17 protein-coding genes are annotated in these 15,507 nt (G+C 43.2%); 12 read left to right on the forward strand and 5 right to left on the reverse strand.

From position 1 onward, the window contains the following. Position 1 precedes the first annotated feature (1 nt). From QUB68_RS22650 to QUB68_RS22690, 9 genes are all read left to right on the forward strand, one after another. Entirely contained in the window at positions 2 to 1,384 is a 1,383-nt protein-coding gene (locus tag QUB68_RS22650; protein ID WP_332996661.1) for a DNA phosphorothioation system restriction enzyme, read from the forward strand. 203 nt (positions 1,385 to 1,587) lie between these two features. Continuing rightward, positions 1,588 to 1,863, forward strand: coding sequence for a hypothetical protein (locus tag QUB68_RS22655; protein ID WP_332996662.1), 276 nt, complete (start codon positions 1,588 to 1,590; stop codon positions 1,861 to 1,863). After that, positions 1,860 to 3,926, forward strand: a complete 2,067-nt coding sequence (locus QUB68_RS22660) for an AAA family ATPase (protein ID WP_332996664.1) — start codon at positions 1,860 to 1,862, stop codon at positions 3,924 to 3,926. Before QUB68_RS22655 ends, QUB68_RS22660 begins: the two co-directional genes overlap by 4 nt. Next, positions 3,916 to 4,572 carry a Uma2 family endonuclease gene (locus QUB68_RS22665; RefSeq protein WP_332996666.1) on the forward strand — a complete coding sequence of 219 codons (657 nt, stop codon included), beginning with the start codon at positions 3,916 to 3,918 and terminating at the stop codon, positions 4,570 to 4,572. Before QUB68_RS22660 ends, QUB68_RS22665 begins: the two co-directional genes overlap by 11 nt. Before the next feature lie 12 nt (positions 4,573 to 4,584). Next, a complete protein-coding gene (locus tag QUB68_RS22670; RefSeq protein WP_332996668.1) occupies positions 4,585 to 4,905 on the forward strand; it encodes a nucleoside triphosphate pyrophosphohydrolase in 321 nt (106 codons plus the stop codon). Positions 4,906 to 4,984: 79 nt separating this feature from the next. Next, positions 4,985 to 5,455: a DNA phosphorothioation-associated protein 4 gene (locus QUB68_RS22675; protein ID WP_332996670.1), complete on the forward strand. Its 471-nt coding sequence runs from the start codon at positions 4,985 to 4,987 to the stop codon at positions 5,453 to 5,455. Positions 5,456 to 5,465: 10 nt separating this feature from the next. Then, positions 5,466 to 6,512, forward strand: coding sequence for an endonuclease/exonuclease/phosphatase family protein (locus tag QUB68_RS22680; RefSeq protein WP_332996672.1), 1,047 nt, complete (start codon positions 5,466 to 5,468; stop codon positions 6,510 to 6,512). Positions 6,513 to 6,526: 14 nt separating this feature from the next. Beyond that, on the forward strand, positions 6,527 to 6,742 hold the full coding sequence (locus tag QUB68_RS22685; protein WP_332996673.1) for a DUF6887 family protein: 216 nt from the start codon (positions 6,527 to 6,529) through the stop codon (positions 6,740 to 6,742). A 61-nt stretch (positions 6,743 to 6,803) separates the two neighbouring features. Beyond that, the gene (locus QUB68_RS22690; protein ID WP_332996675.1) at positions 6,804 to 7,040 is read left to right on the forward strand and encodes a hypothetical protein; all 237 of its coding nucleotides are present in this window, start codon (positions 6,804 to 6,806) and stop codon (positions 7,038 to 7,040) included. A gap of 95 nt (positions 7,041 to 7,135) precedes the next feature. On the opposite strand, the gene QUB68_RS22695 is transcribed toward QUB68_RS22690, so the two are convergent. The 3 genes from QUB68_RS22695 to QUB68_RS22705 all read right to left on the reverse strand — a co-directional run bounded on the left by QUB68_RS22695 (position 7,136) and on the right by QUB68_RS22705 (position 9,466). Further along, positions 7,136 to 7,528 carry a type II toxin-antitoxin system VapC family toxin gene (locus QUB68_RS22695; RefSeq protein WP_332996676.1) on the reverse strand — a complete coding sequence of 131 codons (393 nt, stop codon included), beginning with the start codon at positions 7,526 to 7,528 and terminating at the stop codon, positions 7,136 to 7,138. Then, complete coding sequence (locus QUB68_RS22700; RefSeq protein WP_332996678.1) at positions 7,529 to 7,780, reverse strand: DUF2281 domain-containing protein; 252 nt, start codon at positions 7,778 to 7,780, stop codon at positions 7,529 to 7,531. It abuts the gene before it with no gap. Positions 7,781 to 7,873: 93 nt separating this feature from the next. Continuing rightward, positions 7,874 to 9,466, reverse strand: a complete 1,593-nt coding sequence (locus QUB68_RS22705) for a DGQHR domain-containing protein (RefSeq protein ID WP_332996680.1) — start codon at positions 9,464 to 9,466, stop codon at positions 7,874 to 7,876. Positions 9,467 to 9,701: 235 nt separating this feature from the next. Between QUB68_RS22705 and dndB the strand changes: the two genes are divergently transcribed. Further along, entirely contained in the window at positions 9,702 to 10,823 is a 1,122-nt protein-coding gene (gene dndB / locus QUB68_RS22710) for a DNA sulfur modification protein DndB (RefSeq protein ID WP_332996682.1), read from the forward strand. A gap of 19 nt (positions 10,824 to 10,842) precedes the next feature. Here dndB and QUB68_RS22715 read toward each other — a convergent pair whose 3' ends face one another. Further along, positions 10,843 to 11,454, reverse strand: a complete 612-nt coding sequence (locus QUB68_RS22715) for a hypothetical protein (protein WP_006632975.1) — start codon at positions 11,452 to 11,454, stop codon at positions 10,843 to 10,845. 70 nt (positions 11,455 to 11,524) lie between these two features. After that, positions 11,525 to 12,697 (reverse strand): DNA sulfur modification protein DndB, encoded by a 1,173-nt coding sequence (locus QUB68_RS22720; RefSeq protein WP_332996683.1) that lies wholly within the window; start codon positions 12,695 to 12,697, stop codon positions 11,525 to 11,527. Between the two features lie 162 nt (positions 12,698 to 12,859). On the opposite strand from QUB68_RS22720, the gene dndC reads away from it, so the two are divergent. Together dndC and QUB68_RS22730 are read left to right on the forward strand one after the other, a co-directional pair. Continuing rightward, a complete protein-coding gene (dndC, locus tag QUB68_RS22725; protein WP_332996686.1) occupies positions 12,860 to 14,542 on the forward strand; it encodes a DNA phosphorothioation system sulfurtransferase DndC in 1,683 nt (560 codons plus the stop codon). A gap of 127 nt (positions 14,543 to 14,669) precedes the next feature. Next, positions 14,670 to 15,233, forward strand: coding sequence for a GxxExxY protein (locus QUB68_RS22730; RefSeq protein ID WP_332996688.1), 564 nt, complete (start codon positions 14,670 to 14,672; stop codon positions 15,231 to 15,233). Positions 15,234 to 15,507 lie beyond the last annotated feature (274 nt).

Consider the following 15,507-nt stretch of genomic DNA (forward strand, 5'->3'; position numbering starts at 1 on the left):
GATGGCGGCTAATCATTCGCAATTTGGGTTTCCGAGGATACCGCCATCGCTGCAATTGCGGCCGTATCAGCAAGCGGCGGTTGATAATTGGTTTGCAAATCAGGGACGCGGTACGCTGAAGATGGCGACGGGTAGCGGCAAGACGATTACTGCACTCGCGATCGCGACTGAATTATATAATAAAATTAACCTGCAAGTATTGCTCGTAATTTGCCCGTACTGCCACTTGGTGAATCAGTGGGCGCGCGAATCTGAGAAATTTGGTTTAAAACCTATTTTGGCGTTTGATAGCGCCCGTAGTTGGCAAAATAAGCTGGCTGCGGGTTTGTATGAAGTGCGAGCCGGCGATGGGGCATTTCTGACGATTATAACCACAAACGCTACACTAATGTCCGATAGCTTGCGATCGCAACTCCGATATTTCCCAGAAAAAACCCTAATTATTGGAGACGAAGTTCACAACTTAGGCGCGCCCCGTTTAGGACAAAGTTTGCCGCGGAATATTGGACTACGCCTCGCCCTTTCTGCTACCCCAGAAAGACACTTTGACGAAGAGGGAACCGAGTCTATTTTAGATTATTTCGGCCCAGTGTTGCAACCCGAACTCACCTTAGCCGATGCCATCCGCCAAAAAGCATTAGTACATTATTTATACTATCCGATTTTAGTAGAATTAACCGAATCAGAAACCCGCAAATATTCCTATTTAACTAAAAAAATTGGCTGGGCGCTGTGGGGCGATGAAAAAGTAGAACCAAACGATGCTTTAACAACTTTATTAATGCAGCGCGCCAGGTTAATTGGGGCGGCGGCTAATAAATTAACAGCTTTGCGAGAACTAATGATCCACCGTCTCGACACAGCCCATACATTATTTTACTGCGGCGATGGTGCGATCGAAGCAGGTGTGCGCCGAAGTAACAACCGCCAACTAACAGAAACCGCGAAATTATTGGGTTCAGAATTAGGCTATCGAGTTAATACTTATACGGCGGCGACTCCTTTAGCAGAAAGAGAACGATTGCGCCAACAATTTGAGAGTGGAGAATTGCAAGGTTTAGTCGCGATTCGGTGTTTGGATGAAGGCGTTGATATTCCAGCAATTCGCCATGCTGTAATTTTAGCAAGTAGCAGCAATCCGCGCCAGTTTATTCAGCGCCGAGGACGTATTTTGCGGCCGCATCCGGGGAAGGAAAGGGCAACTTTATTTGACATGATTGTTTTGCCTCCATATTTGGGTCGGGAAAGCTTAGAAGTTGAGCGCAATCTGCTGCGAAAAGAGTTGAAGCGGTTTTTGGAATTTGCCGATTTAGCTGACAATGCTGGGGAAGCTAGGGTGAAATTGCTGCAAATTCAGAAGCGTTACGGATTGTTAGACATTTGACATTTATTCAGGTTCGGTTTATCTTAAAAAGATAGAATTATTTTATTGCAGTTTGAGTTGCTAGTTTAGTTCGCGATCGCACTTACGAACTCAGAAACCCGGTTTCTTCCTAAATCTCTCGTTACTAAACGCAAAACTCGTAGAAACCGGGTTTCTCGCCCCCGATGCTTCAGCCCTGTAGATTTTAATATTTGCCAAAAAATATGACTGAAAATCTGAATGAAAATTTGATTATGGCTTTTAGATATGAAGATAGTGCGATCGCACCCGTACCGATCGCCATTTTAGCAGAAAAGCGTTCCGGCTATCACACGGACAAAGATTTAAGCGACGTACAAGCACCAATTACTAACGCCCCGCCGGAAGTCCGACAAATTATCGAGCGCGTATTGGAACTTGAAAAAGATAAGCTGTATATGAAAGTTCCCCGCTATATTAGCGATGACATTTTGAAAATTATCAAGGAAGCAATTGTATGAAGCTAATCTCAATTGTTCTATGCAATTTTCGGCAATTTTATGACCAAACCCCCGAAATTAAGCTGGCTTGGGGCGCGCAAAATATTACAGTGATTCACGGCAATAATGGTGCCGGAAAAACTGCTTTAATGAACGGCTTTACTTGGGTGCTATACGAAAAATTTAGCGCGGCTTTTGCGGCGGGAGAACTATTAGTCAATAAGCGAGCTATTGCGGAAGCAAAACCAGGCAAAAAAGTAGATTGTTGGGTAGAAATTATCTTTGAACATGACACAAATCGCTACAAAGCAAGACGTGTTTGCCGCGTTTATAAAAGTGAAAATAATGTAGAACATAGCAAGAGCGAATTGTTCCTGCAAGTATCAAAAGATGACGGGCGCTGGATGCCGTCGGCGCAGCATCCAGATGATATTATCGGACGGATTTTGCCGGAAAGTTTGCATCAATATTTCTTCTTTGACGGTGAACGAATCGAGCAAATTGTCCGTCACGATAAGAAAGCAGAAATTGCTGAAGCTACTAAGGAATTGCTAGGAGTAGAGGTATTAAGTCGCTCAATTCGACATTTGGGAGATGCCAGAAAGTCTCTAGAAACAGATTTAAGAATGATTGGTGGTTCCGAAATTAAGAAGCTTTTGAAAAACAAGCAAAAATCTCAGGAAGAATTAGATCAAATTTCGCAAAAACAAGTAGAAATTGAGCAAGAATTGACGAATCAAGGTGAAATAAAAAAAGTAGTCAACGGTAATTTACTGGAACTCAGCGGTGCTGCTGAATTGCAAAAATTGCGAAATGAATTAGAAATGCAGCAAAGTTTATTTAAGCAACAAATTGCTAGGGCTTTAGATGCTATCAAACGAGAAATCTCGGTGCGTGGTTACGCGATGTTTCTGTCGGATGCGGCGGCTGATTTTGAAGTGCTTGTCGGGGGTTTGCGGGAGAAGGGCGAGTTGCTTTCGGGGATTCAGCGGCCATTTTTGCAAGAGTTATTAGCGCAGCAGCGATGTATCTGTGGTGCCCAATTGGTGGAGGGTTCTGAAGCTTCCAAAAATATCACGGGTTGGATGAATAAAGCGGGTGCTGGCGATGTGGAAGAAACTACGATCCGAATTAGCGATCGCATAAATGAAATCGACCGCCAAATAGCTGATTTTTGGGACGAAATCGATCGCCAACAAGGCAATATCAGTCACGGTAGATCCGAACTTTCTCGCGTGGAAACGCAGTTAGACGATATTCACACTAAGCTGAAAAATTTCCCTGACGGCGATGTCAGCCGCTTGCAAAAGCGCTTGGATGAGATTGAGGCAAAAATTGGCGACTTGCACCGGGAAACAGGCTCTAACCAGCAGCAGATTGAGAGTTTGACTGCCCAGGTGGCAGCTTTGGACAAGCAAATCGACAAGCAGCAACTGAATGAGGAAAGGCAAGTGCTAGCCCAGCGCCGGATTGCTGCGACTCAGGATGCGATCGATCGCCTAACTGAAGTGCGATCGCGATTAGAAAAACAGTTTTGCTCTCACTTAGAAAAGCGGGTGCAAGATATTTTTAGCCAAATTTCTTTTACTCCTTACATCCCGAAGTTGAGCGATAAATACGAACTAACGCTAGTAGAAAATACGTCGGGTAAAGAATCTTTAGTTGCGGCTTCTACGGGAGAAAATCAAATCCTTAGTTTGTCGTTTATCGGCGGGATTATTGAGGGCGTGCGCGAGTGGAGTCAAAAGAATACTTTGATGGGCCCGGATAGCAGTACGTTTCCAATTGTGATGGATTCTCCCTTTGGAAGTTTGGATGAGATTTATCGCAAGCAAATCGCGAATAAGCTGCCCAAATTGGCGAATCAATTGGTAGTTTTGGTGACAAAAACTCAGTGGCGCGGAGAAGTTGCTCAAGAGATGGAAAGTTGCACCGGCAGGGAATACGTGCTGGTGTACAATTCTCCGAAGGCTGATTGTGAAGAAGATGCGATCGACTTGGGCGGAATGCGCTATCCTTTAGTTAAGCGCAGTCCGAATGAATTTGAATATACGGAAATAGTAGAGGTGGATTATGGCTTCTAGTTCGGTAATTACACAGGTTTTGGAAACGGATATTTGGGTGAAAGCGACGTGGGAAGAGTTTCTAGCCTTCGCTGATGATTCAGCTTGGGAAAAAGGCAAATTTTATTATTATCAAGAACACATGAGGGTAGAAATGTCACCAGTAGGGCCATTGCACGGCAGCGATAATTCGATTGTTTCCTATGTGGTTATTCTGTTTGCTATGTTGAGAAACATTCGAGTAGTTCAGTTTGCAAATACCAGTTTTCGCAAAGCAGGTATTCGTGAGTTTCAACCCGATCTAGCTTACTACATCGGTTCAGATTTAAGAGTGCCTCCTAAAGACAACAATTCACCTGTTAATTTGGATCAATACGATCCACCTAATTTAGTAATAGAAATTGGTGCATCTTCTTTTAATGATGATTTAGGCAGCAAGCGGTTGCTTTACGAAGACGCAGGAATTAGCGAATATTGGGTGGATCGTGCGAATAGGCAGGAGGTTTTTGCGTTTGCGATCAATGGCGGAGGTAGCGGTAGAATTCAAGAGTCGCGGGTTTTACCTGGGCTGGAAATCGCGTTAGTTGAGGAAGCTTTGAATCGGAGTCAAACTCAAGATGATGGCGAAATTACTCGCTGGTTGATTCAAACTTTTAGTCAAGGTTGAAAGGAGTTTGGCATGGAAAAAGAGTATCATAAGTTGGTGCGCGATCGCATTCCTGAAATTATTCGCGAAAGTGGGAATGAATGCGAGTTTGTCATTTTGTCCGATCGCGAATACCGTCAAGCTTTGCGCCAGAAATTGATTGAGGAAGCGGCGGAAGCGGCGGCGGCTGATGAGGATGATTTGTTGGCGGAATTGGCTGATTTGTCTGAGGTGATGGATGCGCTGATGCTGAGTTTTGGCGTTTCGGGCGATCGACTTTTAGCCGAAAAAACCAAGCGCCGGGAAACTAGAGGAGGTTTTGCAAAAAAAATTATGCTGTTGCGAACCTTCTGAAAATTATCGGCGTTAATCTGTGTTAATCTGCTTCACATCTGCGGTTGTTCTATCAATCAAAAATTAGATATTAATCCCAATGGCTGCTAACAAAATTAGAATTGCTAAAGATAAAGCCGATTTAGTCAAATCCTTAACTTTATCGGATAACAACTCCGGCCCTTTTCAGACTTACGCCGATGTGATTGCGTTTGCTGCATCCTTGGGAAATAAGCGGAAAAAGCGATCGCCTTTGGGGGAAACTTCTAAACGCGAACCCGGTGCGATCGATGTTGATATTTTTGTATCTAGAGGTTACGACATGGCGATTAAGCTAATTGCGATCGCCGAAACCAAAAATCCGCAAATTCTGTCCCATCTTGATGAAAAATCGGAAGCCGAACGCTTGCAAATTTTTGAAGAATATGCTAATGGCGGCCTGGAAATTTTGCGAGAAGAGTTTCGGGGTGCCGCTGATTATACCGATCGCCTTTTGTTGTTCTTAATTTCTGAAAGAGACAATAAACATCGGTCAAATGAAGAATTCGATTTAAGCAAATTCTTATTTTAATAGGTTTTCAATGAAGCACATACCATATCATATCATCAAAAGATACTTAAAGCAATCTGTAAAAATTCTCGCTTACAGCTACTCAGTATTTATTATCTGCTATTTTATTCTCAAACTAATCTTTTGGGATAAATTGTCGATTATTGCCTTGATTAGCACTTTTCTGCCCTTAATTTTATTTCCGATTTTCCTACTTCCCCTCGTCGGAGTCTCAATTATCAAAAAAAGATGGTTTTCTATTATTTCTGCGATCGGCTGCATTATCCTAATAAGTTGGCTGCACATTAAATACTTTTCACCTGCACCAATAAACATCACATATTCACAGCCCAGTATCAAAATTTTATCCCACAACGTCGGTTGGTATACAACACAATCACCAACTTTATTCAAACTAATTGAACGCGAAAAACCCGATATTATTTTTTTACAAGAAATCGTCCAGAAGCATATCGAAAGAGCCTTCACCTGGTTAAAAGCAGACTATCCCTATCAAATTGGGATTCCCCCGGTAGGAATTCTCAGTAAATATCCGATTGTCTCCAGTGAAATACTGCACTTAGCCGGCCATCCAGAAACGCAGCAGCGGGCAATTATTAAACTTAACCAGCAAGAAATAGTCATTTATAATATGCAAGCTACCGGGCCGTGGTTTAAAATATATAAAAAATTGCGTTTTCTCAAAATTCCAGTTTACAAATATGGCAAACGATCGCCTGAAATTCAAGATTTAGTGCAGCGAGTCGAGCAAGAAACTCTGCCCGTAATTGTCGCGGGCGACTTTAACATGACAGACGAAACTCAAGACTACTATAATGTGCAGAAAGTTATGCAGGATTCTTTCCGAAAATCTGGATTTGGGTTTGGTTTTACCTGGCCTCACGGTTGGCCACTTAAGTTATTGGTGAAAAGCTCGAATTTGAGATTAAATTATCCCGTTTGTCGGATTGATTATATTTGGTATTCCAAGCATTGGGGTGCTAAATCGAGTTCTGTTTTGGAGGCAACCGAGTCCGATCATTTACCTGTAGGAGCAGAACTTATTTTGTTAAAATAAAGGAGAGTTTGCTGATGAGCCAAGTTAACTATAACGCAATGTCGAATACTGAATTGAAAAAGTATTTTCTGAGACATCGAGGAGATCGAGCCGCTTTTCAGGCGTACTTAGACAGAATCAATCAGCATCCGCTGAGGATTATTGCAAGTCCCGGCGATCCTGATTTTGATCGGAAAGTTCAAGCCGCAATTCGCCAAAAATTAGAAGCGGCAAAAAATAGCAGCAGTTAGCCATCTAACAAGTCAAATACAGTCGGCGCTTGAAACTTTGTGATAACGAGAGGAACATCCCATGCAAATTACCCTCACCATTCCCGATAACTTAGAAGAGCAGCTTCTTGAGAAAGCTAGCCAACTCAACCTGCCGATCGAAACCCTGATTTTGCAATCCCTGCGTCAACTCTTTGAAAAAGACGAAAAGGAGCAATCTAAAGCAGATATCCTCAACAGCCTCCTGATTGCGCTTCAAGAAGTAAAAGACGGCAAAGTTCACCCGATCGCAGAACTTTGGGATGGTATTGATGTCTGAACTATCATTATTCAGGTTATATTGTCGGCTCAATTGAGGAACTACCACATATTTTTAAAAGTATGAATTTAACAAAATTTTACTTTTGAAGGTAGTCAATACCAGTCTGCGATCGCGAGTCCCGAAACTCTAGAAAATTCCTTGACATTGTGGGTAACGAGAGTCGCTTGAAGGGCTACGGCTGTCCCTGCAATCAAAACATCAATCGGGCCGATGGGAGTACCTTGTTGCTCCAACTGGGCGCGAATTGTAGCAGCCGCAACAGCAGCATCGCGATCGAAAGCAATAACGTTAACTCGGCTCAAAAGTTGCTGAAGTTGTTGGGTGCGTTTTGCCGGGGAATTGGATTTAGCAATGCCGACTTGCAACTCAAAAACAACGATCGCAGAAACGACTATTTCCTGGGGTAAAACATTAGCAATGTTTTGAGCAACTTGTCCTTGACCTTTGAAATAGTAGATCAAGGTGTTTGTATCCAAAACGTACATTTACAGACTCTCCCGCAAAATGTCTTGCCCAGATTCAGCACGAATATCTTCGAGGGATGGAAAATCTTTTCCCCAAGTTCCAGCCAGGGAAAAAACAAGTTCAGTCCAAGGAATCGGAGAGTCTACAGTGTCTGTTTCTTGGTTCGCGCTAAAATGCTTGGCACAGACGAATTCAGCGAAAGTGAGAATTTCGCTGGCTTGTTCTTTGGGAAGGGTTTTGACGATTGTATAAATCTGTTCAGCGATGGTCATAATCTGGTTCTAGATCAGGTGCAGTTTCAATTATACAAAACTAATTTGCTTCCTGCTCAGTGTTACTCGCTGTGGACTTTGCCCAATAGAAACTTAGCTAAGCACAGGTGGTAATCCCACCTCTTTCGGATGTACAAACCTGCTATTAAAACTAACAGCTTTATCCTCAAAAGTTCTCGCTTGGGCCACAGCTTGCCGCAAATGAGCCCGATCCATATCATCGTTAATTCCCGCAACCAAATATACAATTAACTTCGTCGCCAAATCCCTTCCAGAAACTAACATTCGCTTTTTATTCGGATCGTACAAAATCCCGTACCACGCAGACTCAGGATTATCCATGTGGCTAAATCCTTCATCCACATCATACCTGCGGAGTTTGTCGAAAATAGATTTCAGCGAAAGTTTCTTTCTAAATGCTAGAATTCCCAAAGCATTAGCTAAGGCAATTTGACCGACTGGACGAAACAAAATATTTCCCTCGCCCCCCGGCTTTTCAAAACTAAATCGGCGCAATTCTGCTGTTTCTTCGCCGCTTTCAATTCTTTGATAGCTGGGCAAAGTTGCTAAATGATCGAACAATTTATTAAACTCTTCTATTCCCTCTTTCAGTTCCTCATCTTCGGGACGCATCGGAATTAAACCTTTTCTTTCCGGCTTCCAATGCGGGAATTTGTATTCTAAATACCGTTCCGACATATCTTGCAGCGCTTGCAATGTGGTTAACACCGTTGATTTGGCTGCGACTGTCGCGCTGTCCCAATTAACGCGGGGATTTCTGTTTTCTTGTTCTTTTAATAAGGGATGGGTGACGGCAATTTTGCGGGCGCAAATGGCAAATCCGTTATCCTCGTTTAATAATGCTAGCTGTCCCTGACTCAGCGTCACCGCCATGAGGTTAACGTGCACAAAGATCGATCGCACGCGCCGTTGTGCTTGCTGTCGCGTTTCCCCCGCCACAGCCGCCGGGATAAACTCAATCCCGATTTTTTCGTGAGCTAATTTATACACTGTTTCGGGGTCAATTTGATACTCTTCTGCTAAATCTTCCAGAGTAATTGCAGCGCCGACAGGTTTTTTATTTTTGTTGTATCTTTGCAGGATTCCGGTTTTAATTAAACTCATTAAACCTTGAACTCCCATCAGCCGATGCTGGCCGTCTAAGGCAAAAATCGAGACTTTTTGAGATACATTCAAAAGCCCTAAATTTTCGTTTTTGTCAAAGGATGTGAATTCAGCGGCTGATTTAGTTGCTACGCCGTTTTTATCCCATTCTTCTGCTAGAGGATTGTCTACCCACGGGGGACTGACGACTACTAAAACTGCGGGGAATTTGTGCGATTTTCGGGCGGCTAAATATTGAGTGAGGGCGGCTTGGCGCGACCAATCTAAGGGGCGCTGGATAATTTCGTCAATGGTTTCGTCGTCGCGGACGATGTTGTTGGTTTGGAGGTCGAATTTTTGGCGGAAAAGCGGCATTTGCGAGGCGAAACGGACGCGAGAATCTAACCATTCTAGGGTGACTGAACCGATGTAGGCTTCGCTGTTTCCCATCTGGGTTTTTTGTACGAAAATGCGATCGTCCTTTCCTAAATAATTGTCTAATAAAAGTGCGATTTCCTGTCTTTCGCGATTTTCTTTTTCCAAAAAATGGCTAGCGAGGTCAGCCGCTGGGTTGGTAGTCATTGGCAGTTTTTATATAATTAGGCTATTTTTTCAAAAATATCATAGGTTAAAATTTATGTCAAGCCTTGTTTTTTAAAAATATTTCTGAAATACTTGACTTATCTTGCTATAGCCCGGACACATACCACAAGCCAAACAAAAAGTCAATAAATGTTAATTCCCATTCCCGATGCCCGATGCCCGATGCCCGATGCCCGATGCCCAATTCCCAATGCCCAATTCCCAATTATAAAATATGTCTACTCCTTCTTTTGAATACATTTTGCCGGTAATCCGGGGAATTCAAGCGGGCCGCGAATATTACGTATCGATGTGTCCGGTGCGTTTTTTGCCGAAATTGTTCCCCTTAGATTCTGAAGAATTGCCGCCGTCTCTGCGGGCGAAACGCGCGCTTAATCATGCTAGAATTCCCGAAATTGCTGATTATTTTGTCAAGAATTCTGGGAATTACACTTGTGGGGCAATTGCCGCTTCTATTGATGCGGATATTACTTTTGAAGCTGTGGGAAATCTGGCGGAAGAACGCAAAATCGGTCGTTTGCGAGTGCCGATGGATGCTAAGTTTACTATTAATGACGGACAGCATCGGCGCGCGGCTTTTGAGATAGCTTTGAGGGAAAATCCGCAGTTGGGATATGAGACGGTGGCGCTGATTTTGTTTCTCGATATTGGGTTGGAAAAGTCGCAGCAGATGTTTGCTGATTTGAACGGTTTTCAAGTTCCTTTGGAGTCGTCGCTAAGTCTACTTTACAATCACCGGGGCGATGCGGCTTTTGTCCTGAAATCGGTTGTTAAGCAGGTTGATGTGTTCCGGTGTTTGACGGAGATGGAGAGGGGGAGTTTGAATGGGCGATCGCCTAAATTGTTTACGCTAAGTGCGATCGATCGCGCTATGATGGCTTTGCTATCTAATATGCACGGCATCAAACACGCAAAACCCCCTCGTTACCGCGCCACAAAACAGGAAAAAGAGGCAGAACTTACTCGCCAAATACAACAGGCGGTTAGTTATTGGAATGCGGTTAGTAATTTCATTCCTGATTGGCAATTAGTTCTGCACAAGCAAGTTGCGGCGGGGGAAATACGCCGGGATTCCGTACACTGTCACAGTGTTGTGTTGGAGAGTTTGGGGGAAGTTGGGGCGGTTTTGCTGTCCGCTTTTCCTGAGAGTTGGGAGAAACATTTGAGCCTTTTGCAGCGGGTTGATTGGTCGATTTCTAATCCTGATTGGGAGGGAGGATTTTTGGTGAAAGGGGGAATTTCTAAGTCGAGGGCGAGTGTTAATTGGATGACTGATTATTTGAAGGCGAGACTGGGTTTGGAAACCGCAGATGCACCACAGGCGCTACGCCCGTGATACGCTAAAATCTGTGATTTTAATTAAAATAGCGTCGAAACGGTTCTGCAAGAATGCCCAGAATTTGGTCTAACTGAGTAATGAAATATTCAGTCAAATCAATTTTTAACAACTGATTTTCTAGGATTAGGAATTTCCAGTTTGTACCCGTTGAAACCGCTCCATAAATCGCAGATTGTTCTTGCCCTTTGCGAGCATTAAATATTTGAGCTGCTGCCATCTGAGCCGCACACTGTCCCAATCCTATTCTAATATCGTTGTCTTTTGCTTCCACCAATGTCAAAACTGGAGCAGTCACCAATGATTGATTGCTCGACGCACTGAGGAGAAAGTCACAAGCCCCTGTTAATCCTTTGCTCTCTTCTACGTTAAATGTGTTGCCGGAAAAGTAGCCAATTTTGTTGTTAAAAGTGCGCCGTATTTCGAGTAAAATGGGAGTGATGATTAATTCCGATCGAGCTTTTTCGGTGCTGATACTTGAGGCTAAGTCTAAGGTTTCGTCTAGGGTTTGCTTGAGACGTTCTGAAGGTGCGATCGGGGTAATTTGGCTAAATAAGTGGGGAATGTCTTCAACGGTTAGATCCAGGGTTGAGACGGCTTGGTCGATGGTTTTGAAGTCGCTGTAGGACATATTTGATTTGGGGGTGGGAGAGATAATTATTTTGACCGCTGCTTGAGGTAAAGCTACGCAGATAATATTGTTAAATCCATCCCAACTCGGCTTTTGCTGCCTCGACAGCCATTTTTACAGCACTAGCACTTGCTGTTATTTTATAGGATGCTTTTGGATTACTAGGGTTAGATAAAACAACATTTCCCTCCCAAATATGGCTTTTTCTAGACCAATCAAGTTGTGCCAATTCAGATACTTTTTCAGGATCAAAATCTTGGCTGCTATCTGTGTCATAGGTACAGTATAGCAACCTACCTAAAACTTCTAGCCCTACACTTCTACCTAAGACACAGTGTTCCTTAAACTGATTCACATCTTCAACACTCAAATCTTCAACGCTGGTTTCAAAAATATGTCTAGTATGACTACATTCTGAAAACAAATTCTTAAGACATATAGCCAAAATATTTGAGGATTCGGCAACGTCATAGTCTTTAAGTTCATCAATTGGGCTGTCACTAAACGCGCAACTCACCAATTTAGCTATGAAATTAGTTGTGTATATAAGTTTCCTTTTACTGTCTGGATTAGTTTTAATTTTATCTGTTTTTCCATGAAACATTGGCACTTTTTCAAGTAAGCTTTTGGTAATACCAACCCTGCCTTCAAACTCACCGAATGATAAAAGCAATGATTTATCCAGTTGTTTGGTCTGCGCCATATCTCGGAAATCCGCCTGACACTGGTTAAAATCTTCCTCTAAAACCAGCGTAATAGGGAAATCATTATCACCTACTAACTCGCCGTCACCACTTTCAATTAACTCGTGAATAGCGCGCTTGCGATGCTGTCCATCAGTAATATCTAGCTTGAAACCACGAGGAATAACTACTAGACAAATTCCCCTACCTAGTTCTATAATTTCAATCTTTTGAGGATCGACATTTGCTGTCAATGTCCCCAAAATCCAGGGTTGATCGTTTCTAGCGCGCTTAAGAATATATTGTTTTACTTCCTCAGCATGACCCTTGATCTCTGGGCGATTCTTACCAGAATCAGGATCGTTGCCAGTTGATGGTCTTGCCTGGAGGAGGGTAGGCAAGTCATCAGCCGGGATATTGATTTGCACCATCTTCCGCTTCCCCTGCTGAAACATTAGCCCTGGATAGCACTTCTGACGGTGGTACTTGGCAAAGTAAGGCTCTAGAACTTCGTCAAGTTTCTGGCTCGAATCTGTCTCTGGGTAATTGTTTTCTGGCATAATGCGGGTAAAAATTTATTTAATTATTATAACTTTTTGACGGTACGTGAACCAGGGATGCTATTCTGAAAAGGGCAAATAACAATAGACACATGGATCAGTATGCTAGCAAGCAGATTGTATCATAAAAATTAAAAATTAGCAAGATAGGAGTTTTATAACGTGATAGAAGTTCAACAGATGTTATTATTTGAACCACGAACTGTTCCGGAGTTACTCGAAGAGATAAAAGCGCTCACTAAAGAAATTCAAGAATTATACTGCTTAGACGCTATACCTTGGTTAATCGGTTGGAGTGGCGGGAAAGATAGCACCGCAGTATTGCAGCTTATCTGGAACGCGATAGCAGCACTTCCGATAGAGAAACGTACAAAAACTATCCATGTAATCACAACTGATACTTTCGTTGAAAATCCGATTATTTCGACTTGGGTACGTAAATCTTTAACTAAGCTCAAGATACTTGCTCAAGAGCAAAAAATGCCTATTTCCCCGCATCTGCTGCATCCAGAGGTGAAAGAAACATTCTGGGTATGCTTAATTGGTAAAGGCTATCCAGCGCCTCGTAATGGATTTCGGTGGTGTACCGATAGGATGAAAATTCAGCCTGTAAATCAATTTATCCGAGACTTGGTTCGAGTACATGGTGAAACTATTGTGGTTTTGGGTACTCGCAAGGCTGAAAGCACTAAACGTGCAGCAACAATGAAAAAGTATGAAGCAGGTAGATTGCGCGATCGGCTCAGTCCTAATTCTCGTTTACCTAACTCTTTAATTTATACCCCTATTGAGGATTGGCGTGATGATGAAGTTTGGCTGTACCTAATGCAGTGGGACAACCCTTGGGGAAATAACAATAAAGAATTATTTACCATGTATCGAGGTGCAACAGCAGACAATGAGTGTCCTTTAGTTGTCGATACTTCTACTCCTAGCTGTGGCGATTCTCGCTTTGGCTGCTGGGTGTGTACAATGGTTGACAAAGACAAATCTATGGAGGCAATGATTCAAAATGATGAGGAAAAAGAATGGATGCAGCCTCTTCTCGATATTCGCAACGAATTAGACATTAAAAACGATCGCCCAAAAAGAGACTTCCGACGCATCTACGGTAGAGTAGAACTGTTTGAACGCAACATGGGCGACGACAAAACCTCCGTCGAACCCATCCCAGGGCCCTACACCAAATTTTGGCGAGAACACTGGCTGAGGCGAGTCTTGGAAGCACAAACCCACATCCGCAAAACCGCACCAGAAGAAATGCGCGACATCACCTTAATTACCCCGGAAGAACTTAGCGAAATCCGCCGTATTTGGTTGGAACAAAAGCACGAATTTGACGACAGTTTGCCCCGGATTTACGAAGAAGTCACGGGCGAACCGTTTGCAGATTCCCGCCCCGCCGCCGAAAGGAAACTCCTAGGTAGCGACGAATGGACTGCGATCGCAGAAATTTGCAGCGAGGACGAAATGCACCTGGAATTGATGGCAAAACTCCTCGATACAGAACGCCAATATTACACAAAACCACGCCGTACAGGCATTTACGCGGATTTGGACAAATGCTTTGAAACCAGTTCGCGATCGAAGGAGGAAGCGATTGGTAACGCCCACTATCAACGCAACTTAAAAACAGCGGTGGAAGATGTTAAAGCAAATCCGACTGAGAAGATTCAGCAAGTCAAAACTGCGATCGCCCAAACCAACATTTCTGCAAAAAACGATACCGTCGATATTGCCAAACTCAAAGAAGAACTTGAAAGCAGCAGTCAAAGTAAGCAGCTATCTTGGGCCGATATCAAATATTCTACTCCAGAGGTAGGAGAGGGAAATACCAAAGATTAGGACGCAACCGCCTGCGGTTAAACCATAAACGTGTTGACATCCGCTATATGCGATCGCATATAATGGTTGTCAACTAACCGCAGCATTACCAAAGCCTCATCGTTTAAATTACTAAATTTTTACGACCATGATAGACCCTAATATTCCCCATCAGGATATGACATACAGCATCATCGGCTGTGCAATGAAAATACACCGGAGGACGCAAAAAGGTTTAAGAGAAAAACATTACCAAAGAGCATTTGATGCAGAAATGCTTGAATCCGGTATTACCACAGAAATGGAGTATCCCAGACAAATCTATGACGGTCAAGTTTGGATGGGAATCCTCTATCTAGACCATTGGGTCAATCAATGTATTGTAGTAGAGGATAAAGCCGTAAATTATCCAATGACCGACAAAGATCAAGCTCAAATAATAGCTTACTTAGCAGCGACAGGAGCACAAGTAGGTTTATTTATAAACTTTGGGCGCAGTAAATTAGAATATCACCGCATTCTCCCACCAAAAACTGTACAAGGTTGGCAGAAACACATTCAACCACACTTGTGGCGGCCGAAAACAAGTGGCAGGGGTTGGACAAGAGGAAGTGCAGGAACATATGAAGAAACAGATGCCAAACTCCCATTACCTCCCAGTATTCCGCCCCAAAACCAGGAGGAAGATTCAACTGATGCGATCGATTGGTAGCAAAGGGGGAGAAGATTAGCAGCGGATTGTGTAACGGATTTAACGGATGGTTAGCAACGGATTTTGTAACGGATTTAACGGATGGTTAGCAGCGGATTTTGTAACGGATTTAACGGATGGTTAGCAGCGGATTTTGTAACGGATTTAACGGATGGTTAGCAGCGGATTTTGTAACGGATTTAACGGATGGTTAGCAGCGGATTTTGTAACGGATTTAACGGATGGTTAGCAGCGGATTTTGTAACGGATTTAACGGATGGTTAGCAGCGGATTT

The organism is Microcoleus sp. A006_D1 (assembly GCF_036702805.1).
In the GTDB taxonomy this organism is placed as follows: Bacteria; Cyanobacteriota; Cyanobacteriia; order Cyanobacteriales; family Microcoleaceae; genus Microcoleus.

What these genes read in the sequence shown, in the direction of transcription:
- QUB68_RS22675 (WP_332996670.1), top strand. Translation starts at nt 4,985, where the DNA reads ATGGCTGCTAACAAAATTAGAATTGCTAAAGATAAAGCCGATTTAGTC.
- QUB68_RS22685 (WP_332996673.1), top strand. Translation starts at nt 6,527, where the DNA reads ATGAGCCAAGTTAACTATAACGCAATGTCGAATACTGAATTGAAAAAG.
- QUB68_RS22680 (WP_332996672.1), top strand. Translation starts at nt 5,466, where the DNA reads ATGAAGCACATACCATATCATATCATCAAAAGATACTTAAAGCAATCT.
- QUB68_RS22730 (WP_332996688.1), top strand. Translation starts at nt 14,670, where the DNA reads ATGATAGACCCTAATATTCCCCATCAGGATATGACATACAGCATCATC.
- QUB68_RS22695 (WP_332996676.1), bottom strand. Translation starts at nt 7,528, where the DNA reads ATGTACGTTTTGGATACAAACACCTTGATCTACTATTTCAAAGGTCAA.
- QUB68_RS22720 (WP_332996683.1), bottom strand. Translation starts at nt 12,697, where the DNA reads ATGCCAGAAAACAATTACCCAGAGACAGATTCGAGCCAGAAACTTGAC.
- QUB68_RS22690 (WP_332996675.1), top strand. Translation starts at nt 6,804, where the DNA reads ATGCAAATTACCCTCACCATTCCCGATAACTTAGAAGAGCAGCTTCTT.
- QUB68_RS22705 (WP_332996680.1), bottom strand. Translation starts at nt 9,466, where the DNA reads ATGACTACCAACCCAGCGGCTGACCTCGCTAGCCATTTTTTGGAAAAA.
- QUB68_RS22650 (WP_332996661.1), top strand. Translation starts at nt 2, where the DNA reads ATGGCGGCTAATCATTCGCAATTTGGGTTTCCGAGGATACCGCCATCG.
- QUB68_RS22670 (WP_332996668.1), top strand. Translation starts at nt 4,585, where the DNA reads ATGGAAAAAGAGTATCATAAGTTGGTGCGCGATCGCATTCCTGAAATT.
- QUB68_RS22715 (WP_006632975.1), bottom strand. Translation starts at nt 11,454, where the DNA reads ATGTCCTACAGCGACTTCAAAACCATCGACCAAGCCGTCTCAACCCTG.
- QUB68_RS22660 (WP_332996664.1), top strand. Translation starts at nt 1,860, where the DNA reads ATGAAGCTAATCTCAATTGTTCTATGCAATTTTCGGCAATTTTATGAC.
- QUB68_RS22700 (WP_332996678.1), bottom strand. Translation starts at nt 7,780, where the DNA reads ATGACCATCGCTGAACAGATTTATACAATCGTCAAAACCCTTCCCAAA.
- dndB (WP_332996682.1), top strand. Translation starts at nt 9,702, where the DNA reads ATGTCTACTCCTTCTTTTGAATACATTTTGCCGGTAATCCGGGGAATT.
- QUB68_RS22655 (WP_332996662.1), top strand. Translation starts at nt 1,588, where the DNA reads ATGACTGAAAATCTGAATGAAAATTTGATTATGGCTTTTAGATATGAA.
- QUB68_RS22665 (WP_332996666.1), top strand. Translation starts at nt 3,916, where the DNA reads ATGGCTTCTAGTTCGGTAATTACACAGGTTTTGGAAACGGATATTTGG.